Origin of the sequence: Methanohalophilus levihalophilus (genome assembly GCF_017874375.1) — an archaeon.
Taxonomy (GTDB): Archaea; Halobacteriota; Methanosarcinia; order Methanosarcinales; family Methanosarcinaceae; genus Methanohalophilus; species Methanohalophilus levihalophilus.
Window position 1 is genome coordinate 452,825 of sequence record NZ_JAGGLK010000003.1, and the last position, 11,786, is coordinate 464,610.

The following is an 11,786-nucleotide window of genomic DNA, read 5'->3' on the forward strand; positions in this document are numbered from 1 at the left end:
CATTCCATGCTTCTCCGGCCTATGGGTGCTTTGCGAAAAGAAGAAACTCACATTTGGAGATGAGTTAAATCTCAGATTATGTGCAACCTAAAGCTTTCTGCATAATGCAAAAGAAAAAATAACCTGTATCAGGTTATTTCAACATCAACAACATGTTCCCCGATAATCACATTTGTGTTAGTCATTTGAGCTGTTACTTCTGTATCTGATGAAGATGTAATTGTAAAACCTTCTTCTTCCAGATGTGTAGCCCAGCGGGGTGCAAGTGAACTGTTTACTGTAAGGGTCAATGTCGCATTGTCATTCATCTGTGTGAGCTGGCTAGTATTATGCTCCATTGAAAGACTGATAATGCCTCCTCCTCCGCTGGAAGCTGCGTTTCCATACAAGGATATGATTCCTACAGAAACTACATTTTCACCGCTGGCGGCAACCGTTGAAAATATGTGGGGATTGGACACCAATACCTGACTATCCCTATCATATCTTTTGAAAACGCCTCCTGATTCGTAGACAATTTTCTTTTCATCCTGAATTAATTCAATCCTTCCAAGTGCTTTTTTAATGGTGGTTCCATTATAATCAATCTGAATGAAGGATTCATTTGAGTATGCCAGTGTTGCAGTCTGGATTTTCATTTTTGTTGTTTTCACAGGTGATTGCTCAAAGGCTACGGCTTTCATGTTACTCTGTATGACAATGAAGCTTTGCTCTGAGCTCTCAAAGACACTGGTTTCCATATTGGATTGTAGCATTGGGTATCCAAATGCATATATTATTCCTATAGCCAGGATAACCATTCCGAAAATGAGAATGAAGCCTACGACTTCTGATACTGCATTTTCATCTTCTGTGATCTTATTTTCTCGAATCATAGCTGATCCTGTGTGTATCGCTGTTACTGGTCGTTATACCGTTAATCCCGATGGTGTTTGTAATGCCACTTAATGTGACATTCACGGTCTTATCTGAAGAAGATGAAGTAACTCCTATTACCTGATCTGCGTTGGCAGTTTCAGCCGAAATGAGATAGTTTTCACCTGCTATTTTGTTCGGGGTAAGGTATTCCGTTTCGATTCTTCCGTTTTCAGGCGCAATGAGGTATACGTCAGTCACCATCGTGCCGATCATATTTCCTACATCACTGAATTTGTTATCCATGACTATTTCAGCTGGCCTTTCAAGCAGCATATCGTCTGCAGTCATGTGAGTTATTATAAAAAAGGATATGAAAATAGTGCTCAGCATTATGTAGCCCATGGTTACGGAGGCACCACTTTTATCTTCAATGAATTTTCTCATTGGTTCACCTCTACAATTTCAGGTTCTGCTGAATAGAAAGTCGTCCCGTCGTCATATGTAATGTCTACCCATATACTAACGATTTCAGTTGAATTATTAGGACCATATGTGAAATTCGCAACTTCCACATCTACAGCTTTTCCATGGGACGCATAAATTGTGGAAAGCTGGGAATTATAGCTCTGGATTAATGACGTCGTTATTTGCTCTATTGTCTGGTTTGACGATTGGTTTATTATTACCGCCTTGTCATAAGCCTGACTTGTCGTGAGTCGTGTCTGTGTTGATAGTTCCCGAATATCTTCCTTTGGGAACTCAAGGGCTGCATTGGATGCATAGTATCCAGTGATGTTGACCTGATTGAAGAGGGTCGCAACTACTACAAGCATGATGGCTATTACAAGTCCTGAAAGCAAGATCCATTGTCCACTTGTATCCTTTTTCAGACTTTCCATGTTGTCAGCCTCACTTCTACTACTTTGATTTCGTTTTCACTGAGATTCCATGTTCCCCCGGCGGCAACAACAGTTGAGTTATCAAGCACAACAATTCTACGTGTTACAATGGAGTTTTCTCCGGGTGCACCTTTTATGATAACCGGGGCAACTATCAGGCTTTCATTATTAACGTATGCGATATCCACATTGTATATCGTATTTGTTAATGAATTTGAAAGGTAAGTTTCCAGTTGAGGGAGAGCCGAATGACTCATGTTAACCGGGATGCTGGAATTATATGCTGCTACATATTCAGTTAGGTTTTGTGAGAGTACCCCGGGAGTGGGGATATCAAGAACTGCCAGTACATCCACTGCATTTCGTTCCATCTGCACATCAATCTGCATCTCGGACTGTGGATTGGCTATTACGGACAAATTGATTATCATCAACAGAGTTGTCGTAATGAGAATAGCAGCAGCTAACCCTTCAAGAGTATGCAATTGCCCCTCATCATTCATTTCCATATGCTCACCTCCAGATCAGCTGGCTTGAAAACCTGAGATGCGCGATCATTATAACTTGGGGGAATAGTTCCATACGTGACATCCATCTGGTTAAAGTTAATTTCCAACGTATATGTATTGTTTGTGAAGTAATCCTTTCTGATATCCAGACGCAGAGTATCTGTAGCGTTAAGTGTAAGGGAACTTGAAGAGGTGGCTATATAATCCGGACTTCCCTGCACGTTTTTGTATATTGTGAAGTCAGTGCCTTCGTTGAGTGGGGCGTTTGTAGGGGCAATTTCCGTTATTCCTACGAATTTGGGATTTGGTCCTGAAATATTGAAATTTGTTATCTGGATTACTGCATTGCTTTCTATGGGTCCGGTTACATTGATGATTACTTTTTCATTGGGAGCTGTTGGAGCGGGTAACTCATCGAAATCGAAGGTTGCTGCAGTAAGGGAACTTACCATGACTATCCTCTTTGTTCGAAGTACAGCAGTTTTTTCAGGAATCGGTTCCCCGATTGCAATTTCCTGTGCATCTATAACAAGTGGTGTACCGGATCTTGCGATTGTGATATTGTAACTGTAATTAATTCTGGCACCATTGAGATTTTCATACAACCCAAGCATTGTAGTTAAGCTACCCTCGTCAAGTTCTGTCATTTTTAAGACTTTTGTCGTGTTCAGCAGATTTGGCGTATCTGTCTGCCGGGATAACGGATTGCTGTCTTCAGCTAATCCTACTCTTTGGGTGGAATTGATATTTGCTTCCCAATCAGTTCCTTTATGGGTGCTATTTGACCACCATCCAGGATCCTCTGCAAGAATACTTGCCGTCCTGTGGGAAACAATTCCTAAATCCTCCTGGCTTTCTGAAGCAGATAGGAATAGGGTTGGAACAAATTGTACGGTAAAAAGCAAGGCTATTACAAAGAATGACATTCCAAAAAGGAAGTCAATTGCAATTTGTCCCTCTTCATCAGAACATCTCATTACCAATTATATAATACTGATCTAATATATGTCTTATGTAAAAGAATAGGGAAGCTAGCTTAGTTTCTAATTTCTGTGCTCTTGAGGAACGAAAAAGAGGTAAATTTGAAGCACTTTTTCTCTCTTTAACTTACATCAACAAAGAGTTCATTCTTTGTGATATGCAGATAAGTAATTGCTCCGGGTCCGGTATCATAGATCAATGTGTAAGTTGATGTTGAATAATCAACGGGATCCTTAGGTGTGGCGCTGCCAACATCAAAAGTGATAGCCCCGTTTTCTGTCATCAGTTTCAAATAATGCTGCGTAAGATTATTGATGGAAAATGATTCATTAAATTTTGTTATGGTATCATCAGGCCATGAAAAATCCGGATCATTGGCAGTGTATCTCATCACAAAAGTTTCATTTGTGAAATCCACTGTAGAATTCTCATCTTCCTGAGAGCCATTTATAGGATAATTTATTTTACTTGTCCATTCTTCCGCCTTGGAGCTTATATCCGTATCCTTGTAAATTACATCAAGTTGCAAATCGCTGGTTTTCTGCAATTTGTATGTTAATGTCCTGCTGCCGGAAATTGTTTCCAATTGATAGTTTTTTGGGCTAAGTCCCTCATCGTTTAAAGCTTCAAAATAGAAACTAAATTCCTGAATAGGTTCCTGATTTGCCTGATTTAGCGGGGGAATTTTTATTTGGTTTGTAAGGGGCAATGTTCCCATTGGGGGGATTGTAGTGAATTTCAGGATTGCTGTTTTATTTGTGTGGTCGACTGTTGCACTTGTATAGGTGAGGGATTCTGCGTAATCGGCCCATCCGTCGTAATAATCACTCTTGATATACATTGTTATTTCTTCTGCTGATATCGGATTTGTCCTGTTGGGTGAAACGACAGTATTGGGATACAATATCTCAGGTTTATTGTCTGAAATGACTGCAATGCGGACATCACCGTAGCCAGCAGAGGATGTATTTCCATTGATGTTCATAATAGGCAGTGTCAGGGTTTCTCCGTTGTAATGGAATTCAGGTGGGGAAATCATCACCGCGCCACCGCTGTTTTCATATTTTGACCAGACTCCGCCTCCTTCATATGCAACATATCTGTCATTTTTGATGTATTCAAGAGTTCCAAGTGACGTGGAAAACTCTTCGGAGTAATTATTTGAGCTATTGCTAATCTGGACAGTAATAGTGCTACTATTCGGATCTGCGGCATCCTTAACTGTGATGCCTCCTCCGATAAGGGTGGTTGATATGGTCTGGGTGGGAGACTCTCCAAGCGCGACCTTGCTGCTTCGGGAATCCAGAATAGTAAAACCTTCCTCTATTTTTTGCACCTGTGCATTGTCCTGCATATCGTTGATTATGGGCACTCCGTAAAGCAAAGTTATTCCCATGGCAACAACTCCGAGTGAGAACATGAGCAACACTCCGATAACAGATGATACTGCCTTACAGGATGTTTTCATGTTTTTCAATTTTTGCATACTCCCGGCAACCATAATATCAATAATATATATCAATTAGCATTTAATAATATTGTCGATGTGAATATGCTCCCCCCAAACAGAAAAAACGTTTGAAAGCTGTATTTTCAATTTACCATAGCGATGTCAAGTTCGTTCTTTGTAATATGCAGGTAAGTAATGATTCCAGGTGCATTATCATAATCTAGCGTGACAAGAGATGTTGAGTAATCGACGGGATCCTGTTTTCCACCATCGAGATTAAAAGTTATTGATCCATCTTCTGTCATGAGCTGTAAATAATGCTGAGTGAGGTCATCTATGGAAAAAGATGTATTACCAGGTGTTATAGTATCACTTGGCCATGAAAAGTCTGGATCTGGATCCTGGTATTCCATCATAAATGTGGTATTTGTAAAATCCACGTGAGAGTACTGATCTTTTTTCTTATCATATACTTCATATTCTGCTACACTTACCCATTCCTCTGCATCAGAGCTTATATCCGTATCTTCATAAGTGACAGTAAGAATTAACTGGTCGGCGCCTCCTTTCTTTTGTAAATTATATGTCAGCGTCCGGCTTCCAGAAGTTGCAGCTATATCATAATTATCCGGGTTTAATCCATTGGCATTTGAGTCTTCAGCTTCAAAATAGAATGTGAAATCGTTAATTGGAGCTGGATTTGCCGGGTTTAGGGGAGCAATTTTTATTTCACTGGTAAGTCCAAATGTTCCCATTGGCGGAATTGTGTATAATTCCACGACAGCCGTTTTGTTATCATCGTCAATCGTAACAGTAGTCTGGGTCAGAGTTGCAGCGTAATTTGCCCATGCGTCATAGTAGTCACTTTTGATTTTGATTACGACTTTATCTGATGTAATTGGGTTAGTCCGTAAGGATGAAGCTGAAGTGTTTGGGTACAAAAGATCCGGCTTGTTGTCGGATGATACTGCAATACGGACATCCCCAGAACCGGAAGATGATGAATTTCCATTGATTTTCATAATCGGAAGTGTCAATGTCTCTCCGTTATAATGGAATTCAGGTGGGGAAATCATCACAGAGCCACCGTTTCTCTCGTATTTTGACCAGACCCCTCCACCTTCATAAGCGATGTACCTGTCATCTTTTATATATTCGAGGTTCCCAAGAGAGGCATTAAATTCTTCTGTCATACTGGGATTTGTAGTATTGATAACCTGAACAGTTATACTGCTGCTATCTGGATCATCGGCATCTGAAACATAAACCCCTCCGCCTATCAGGGTGACACCTATGGTCTGTAGTGGAGATTCACCAAGTGCAACTTTACTTGTTCTGGAGTCAAGAATTGTAAATCCTTCTTCCACTTTTTGTGCCTGAGCATTATCCCGCATGTCATTAATTGCAGGCACTCCAAAAAGAAGAATAACGCTCATTGAAACAATAGTGAGTGAAAACATGAGCAGAATTCCTATTACAGAGGAAACTGCCTTTTTGGAGGATAAAAAATTTCGTAGTTTTCCCATGTTTTTTTTCTCCTTACTCAACAGTTGCGGTTATTGGTGAGTATTTGATATGGACATCTATATTTTCCGAAAAATTGTCATTTCGCATAAGGATTGTTGTGTTTGTATCATCCTTGCTTACCAGATACATATCAAAAGATTCGTTCAGGTATTTTTCCCACCCTTCGTAATAGTTACTGACAATTTTGATATCAACGGCGGAAACATTTGAGTAACTAAACAGGGAAGGTGTTCCTCCGTCTGCAACAACTCTTATGAGTCCTTCTCCAGAAAGTCCCTTTGTTCCGCCGGGAAATGTAACTGCAGGTATAAACATGACATTATTTGAGAATGTAAACATTGGTTCCTTGATCATCACAGTTCCACGGTTGTCATATCTTGCCCAGGCTCCGGTATTCTCGTAAGAGATAACAGTTGTTTCGAATTCACTTCGTATTTCACGAAGTTGCCTGGTGAAGCTTTCATTCTCAAGACTGTTATTGGATGAGTTCCATGTCTGAACGGTCACATTCATTGAACTGTCGCCCATGACCCAAACGCCGCCTCCATACATTTTCAATTCCACTGATTGTGACGGTGCATTACTGAAAACAATCTTGTTTATGTTGTCGGATAGGACAATATGACTTTGTTTGATATTCTCAGTGTGACCATTGTCCTGAATATCGGTGAGTGTAGGTAGGCCGAAAAGAGTGATTATGGAAATTGCAATAAGCATTATTCCTAGTATGATCATGAAGTCAACTACTTCGGAAACTCCTTTCTCGGAGTTGAGTATTTCCTCTATATTTTTGGATATCTGCTTCATAATCCTCATCACTCAATATACTTCAATCAGGTTACTGGTGCTGTTATAAAGAAGGTAATGATCGCCTGATGCACTGGTTATAGTTTTTGATTCGATGTTGGAACTCTCAAGATTATAAGGCACTTCACTTCTGGTTTGATCCCTGCCCTTTGATTCAAATATTATTATCGATGTGCTGTTTGAAAATTCCACAGTATAGTATTCACTGGCAATTGTTAGCGGAAGGAGTAATTCGGATTGCATCTCTTCAACACTACCTCCTGTACTGTCTGCAATGAGTATCATGGCGTCCATTTCCGTAAGCTGGAGTGCAATGTTGTTTCCATGGATCTCAAATTCTTCTCTCATGACATTTTCTTCTGTTTGCTCCATCATGAGGTAGGATGAGTTCATAATCGCTGTAAAAGTGAGGATTGTAATGGTAAAGGTGAGAATGAATCCCACAGCAATGGATACCGCACTATCATCCTGATAAAACTTCTTCATATTCACTCCTCTCATGGTATAGTTACAGGTACAGATACGTTAATCTTGTTTTTTCCGGATGCGATACTTATTGTTGTGTTAATGACCTTGTACCTTTCCGATTCAAACGTTTCGTTTCCGGTTAAGTTCCCGGTTATTGAGTATAGTCCTACAATGCTGCTTCCGTTGATGTATTCTATGCGATAGGTTTGGTTAAATGTACGGGTTGCAAACTTGAAGTTTGGATTGCCAATAATGTCAATTGTAGTGTAAGCAAGAGGATATGATACATCATAGTCTATTGTTGTCACGTTGACATTGGTAGTATCATTGTGTATTTTCATGTACCAGATAGATGATCCCGATTGGTTGATAGCATGTATCTCGAATTGATTTGAAGTATTCCCGAGGTTGCCTGGATCTGGTATTTCTATCGTGAAGTTTGCTACTTCTTCAACATTGTTAATTAATATCCAATCTTCAGTTCCAGATTCCAATCCGTTTTTCGTGAAATATGCATCATTAAGAGTGCTGTTATCAAAGTGGAATAAAATTCCCTGATAAGCATACGCTGTAGCCATTTCCTGCTGGTAAGTGTTCATATAATTTGAAAATGAAGCATCATCAAATGGTCCTCCATTTGTAGCATTGTAATAAGCGGCTTTTGTTGCTTCATCTGTAAGCTGCACAATATTAGATATCTCGAAAGAACTGAGTTCATCACCTGATTCAGATGCGACATTGCTGGCAAAAATCAGGTTATTCAACATAATCGTTGATACAACTACCATGAATGCTATTGCGAATGCTGCAAGCAACAACATTTGTCCTGAATCATCAAACTTCTTCATATTCCCCCTCTCATTTAATTTACATGCGCCACATTGTAAGCTTGACATCAATTATGTTGTAAAAATCAGTCGCAGCGTCCACATCAGGAATCCCGGTATCAGAACTAAAAGCTGTAGCGTTAGTGAGATCCGTATTGGATATCAGTACCTTTCTTGAGATGATAACCGCGTTGTCAGATGGATCCCCATTATAAATATAGGATTCAGTACGGATATCCCCATCGAGAGTGGTGAAAGTGTATTGCAGGTTGTGTGCAATTCCGTTTTCTGTCACTGTAAATTCAAGGATTTCCTGAACCGATCCGCTTAAAGTTAGATTTTCATCGTCTGTAGATACATAGTGCGTGGAGTTCCAGACGTACTGATCACCATTCCATCCTATAACTGCCTTTTTTAAGTTTGAATCCTGTTTGTAAGCTGAGTGATCAAGTGAAGTCATAATGTCCTGGCCAATTGAATTTAACTGGGCTTCAACATGGGCATTTGCAGTAGATGATGTAAGTGGGGTAAGAGACGTTGCCTGAACGGCAAATACAAGCACCCCAATCATAATTGTAGCTGCTATAATGCCTTCAAGTGTATTGATTTGTGCCTCTTTGCTTTTCCAGAAAGTTCTAAATTTGAATGCCATCGAAATCACCACACTCTTACCGATACAATTGCTGCTTCGATTGTTCCCGCGCTTGTATCTTCCAGGAGAACTATTCTCTTCGTCTGGCCAATGTTCCCATAAAAGGGAAGTTTTTCGCCTGCGACATACATTGTAGAAGTGCTGTTCTCAATGGTAACATTAAGATTATAAGAATAGAATCCGCCACTTAAACCAAGTGTATGCACAGTATCATTGTAGTCAACATTTAGCAATGCTATGAATGTATCAACATTGTTTTTATCCACTAAGTTGGGAGTTGTTATGGATTGAGCACTCATCTCATTTTCGACGATGGCAGTTGCTGCACGGTCCGCAACCAGTGTTATTTCATCGGAATCAGATTCAAAAGGTGTGAACAGACCTGATGTGTACTGGAATACAAAAAAAACCGCAAGTAAAAATATTGTTATTCCAACCAGATAATCGATTGCTATCTGGGCTCTGTCATTGTCGAAGGGCATGTGAGTAATTGTTTAATGTTCATAATATATATGTGTTATTATATTCCATAAATCTCATTGCCGCCTTTGACTTTCTTTATGTCTCTTTCTATTACAGAAAGCTGGTTTTTATCGACTTTAAGTCCGGCAAGTTTCTCGATAAACCATATGGATTTTACGTGATCATCAGGCGCAAGTTTCCAGTCAGGTTTTTCAACATAATAATCGATTCCTTCTGCATATCGCATAAGTTCAAGCCTGACTTCATCATTAATCCACTCAAGTTCTTCATAATATGCAAGGATTTCAGGAAGATTGTTTCTTCCCACAAGTTCCATCAGGAATTCCAGCCATTCCATACACAGCTTGGTGTTTGTGGAATTTTTCACGATTTTTGTGAGTTGTACGCTTTCCCCGGCCAAACCCTGTGATCCGGTTTTCTTCACTTCCTCATCCAGAAGTTCTTTCAGGGCTTCAATTTCAGTTTTGAAGTTATCTTCATGTTTCTGTATCTTGTCAGAATTTGCCTTCCCCTGCTGGCTAACATGGGCGACGTCTTCCATAAGTCCGGCGATAGTGCTGGAAAGACCTGATACTTCGGTTTTGATTTCTTTCTGTGATTCCTTTATGCCATTAATCTCAGTTTCCATTAACCGGGAATTATTCTCAAGTGCACTTTCATGACGGGAAATCGTTTCTTCAATTGTACTTTTGATTTCCTGGCCCTGATTTGCCTGCAGCTGCATGATCTCCTGAATTTGGTTTTTGACGCCTTCAAAACTTTCAGAAATATCCATGCGGTTTTCATCGAAGCTTTTTACGTTGTCCTCAATAAGGTTGATCTGTTCCTGAAGCGCTGAAACAGCATCCGATGTTTCGTTGATTTTAGCCTTAATGAGTTCGCTTTCCTGTTCGTCTTTATCTTCCTCTTTGACCTCGATTTCAGTCCGATTCCTGAGATCGTTGAGTTCTTCCTCCATCGAACCAAGGCGTGATGTCAACTCCAGTAACTCGTTGTTCGGAGTAGGTTCAGGGACGTGTACGATATTTTGAAAACTGGTGTTTTCAGTTATAGGTACGGGATTTGGGTCAATATCCTGAGCTTCAATATTTTTGATGGAAGCATTCGGATTTTCAATGCCTTCTATTTCCTGAAGTAAATCCCTTTTCTTTGTTAATTTTCCAAAAAAGCTTTTCAGGCCACTCATAAGACCTGCTTGTTGTTTACTGGATTCAGAGATTTGTACGACTGGTTCCTGCAAAGGTTGTTCTGGAACAGTTTTTTCAACAGGTTGCTGGACTATTTCTTTTTCAGGAGTAGGTTTTTCCTTTTGAGGTGTATCATCCCATGGAAAAGGCGGAGCATCAGCAAAATCAGCTGATTCAGTCTTTACTCCACTGTTTTGTTCATCCATCGCTGACCCTTTTAATAAGTTTAATAATATACTCATTATAGGGGAGTTGTTTATTTAAGAGTTACTCAGCGATAAAAGCTGCCAGCTCCTTAGTTTGTATAGATCCGGATTGGAAAAAGATTAAAAATTGATGTAAGGGGATGCCTTATAAAAGACAATAAGGTACCCCAGTACAAGCATCCCAAGGGATATTAGCCAGGCCCATCTGAGTATCCTGGCTTTGTTCTGGGGTTCCAGTAATTTCAGGAAGAACTTTTCAACCAGATTATATGGTTGATCAGTTTCTTCGTTGCCCATGGTCTTATGCCTTTATTCTCTTAAGACGGAAAGTGTTTTCCCTTTCCATCTCCTCAAGTCTCAGGCTGATGAATGCCACAGCTTCTGAAAGTTCAGGGATGACCTTGAACTCAAGAGCGTTTACACGCCTTTTTGTCTTTTCGATATCATCAAGCAGCTTCTTCATGGTTGTTTCAATTTCTGCTGCAAGAATAATCTTGTCAACAAGGATTTCGTATGATTCGACTGCTTCATCGATGTAAGAGCTGGTTCCGAGAATACCGTATCCACGCTGGTTGAGGGGTTTATGAACCTTTGATGATTCAATCTTTGGTACCACAACACCCATGATGTTGTGGCTGCGCAGACTGATTTCAGGTTCATTTTTGAGTGCGAAAGCAGTTGATTTTACTGTCACACGTCCTTCAACGGCTTCAGCGAGGCCAATTTTCTCGGTGGCATTATCATAGGCAGCGTCCAGCTCGTTCCTTACGTCCTTTGCCTGACTGAGTATGTCAAAGAACTCAAGAATCAGACCGTCTCTCTTCATCTTGAGGAGCTTGTGGCCACCTTCTGAGAGCTTGATCTTCTTCTTAAGGGCAATGAGTTCGGATCGGGTTGGTTTAACGTCTTGTGCGCCCATGGTAAATCACCTG

The 11,786-nt window shown here is 40.2% G+C and carries 15 protein-coding genes; all 15 read right to left on the reverse strand.

What is annotated here, in order from left to right; translation table 11 throughout:
• Positions 1-128: 128 nt before the first annotated feature.
• Entirely contained in the window at positions 129-875 is a 747-nt protein-coding gene (locus J2755_RS09665; protein WP_209682699.1) for a DUF7289 family protein, read from the reverse strand.
• Positions 859-1,302, reverse strand: coding sequence for a hypothetical protein (locus tag J2755_RS09670; RefSeq protein WP_209682703.1), 444 nt, complete (start codon positions 1,300-1,302; stop codon positions 859-861). Before J2755_RS09670 ends, J2755_RS09665 begins: the two co-directional genes overlap by 17 nt.
• Complete coding sequence (locus J2755_RS09675) at positions 1,299-1,757, reverse strand: DUF7261 family protein (protein WP_209682706.1); 459 nt, start codon at positions 1,755-1,757, stop codon at positions 1,299-1,301. Before J2755_RS09675 ends, J2755_RS09670 begins: the two co-directional genes overlap by 4 nt.
• Entirely contained in the window at positions 1,745-2,266 is a 522-nt protein-coding gene (locus tag J2755_RS09680; protein ID WP_209682709.1) for a DUF7288 family protein, read from the reverse strand. Before J2755_RS09680 ends, J2755_RS09675 begins: the two co-directional genes overlap by 13 nt.
• A complete protein-coding gene (locus J2755_RS09685; protein ID WP_209682712.1) occupies positions 2,257-3,243 on the reverse strand; it encodes a DUF7287 family protein in 987 nt (328 codons plus the stop codon). Before J2755_RS09685 ends, J2755_RS09680 begins: the two co-directional genes overlap by 10 nt.
• Positions 3,244-3,368: 125 nt before the next feature.
• Complete coding sequence (locus J2755_RS09690; protein WP_449288783.1) at positions 3,369-4,748, reverse strand: DUF7289 family protein; 1,380 nt, start codon at positions 4,746-4,748, stop codon at positions 3,369-3,371.
• Between the two features lie 92 nt (positions 4,749-4,840).
• Positions 4,841-6,223 (reverse strand): DUF7289 family protein, encoded by a 1,383-nt coding sequence (locus J2755_RS09695; protein WP_209682721.1) that lies wholly within the window; start codon positions 6,221-6,223, stop codon positions 4,841-4,843.
• Positions 6,224-6,236: 13 nt separating this feature from the next.
• Positions 6,237-7,031, reverse strand: a complete 795-nt coding sequence (locus tag J2755_RS09700) for a DUF7289 family protein (RefSeq protein WP_209682726.1) — start codon at positions 7,029-7,031, stop codon at positions 6,237-6,239.
• Between the two features lie 12 nt (positions 7,032-7,043).
• Positions 7,044-7,517, reverse strand: a complete 474-nt coding sequence (locus tag J2755_RS09705; protein WP_209682730.1) for a DUF7266 family protein — start codon at positions 7,515-7,517, stop codon at positions 7,044-7,046.
• A gap of 11 nt (positions 7,518-7,528) precedes the next feature.
• Complete coding sequence (locus tag J2755_RS09710) at positions 7,529-8,347, reverse strand: hypothetical protein (protein ID WP_209682733.1); 819 nt, start codon at positions 8,345-8,347, stop codon at positions 7,529-7,531.
• 19 nt (positions 8,348-8,366) lie between these two features.
• On the reverse strand, positions 8,367-8,978 hold the full coding sequence (locus J2755_RS09715) for a DUF7288 family protein (RefSeq protein WP_245312888.1): 612 nt from the start codon (positions 8,976-8,978) through the stop codon (positions 8,367-8,369).
• A gap of 5 nt (positions 8,979-8,983) precedes the next feature.
• A complete protein-coding gene (locus tag J2755_RS09720; RefSeq protein WP_209682737.1) occupies positions 8,984-9,460 on the reverse strand; it encodes a DUF7287 family protein in 477 nt (158 codons plus the stop codon).
• Between the two features lie 38 nt (positions 9,461-9,498).
• Entirely contained in the window at positions 9,499-10,854 is a 1,356-nt protein-coding gene (locus J2755_RS09725; protein ID WP_209682741.1) for a FlaD/FlaE family flagellar protein, read from the reverse strand.
• A 120-nt stretch (positions 10,855-10,974) separates the two neighbouring features.
• A complete protein-coding gene (locus J2755_RS09730; RefSeq protein ID WP_209682746.1) occupies positions 10,975-11,151 on the reverse strand; it encodes a hypothetical protein in 177 nt (58 codons plus the stop codon).
• Positions 11,152-11,155: 4 nt separating this feature from the next.
• Positions 11,156-11,773 (reverse strand): V-type ATP synthase subunit D, encoded by a 618-nt coding sequence (locus J2755_RS09735; protein ID WP_209682749.1) that lies wholly within the window; start codon positions 11,771-11,773, stop codon positions 11,156-11,158.
• Positions 11,774-11,786 lie beyond the last annotated feature (13 nt).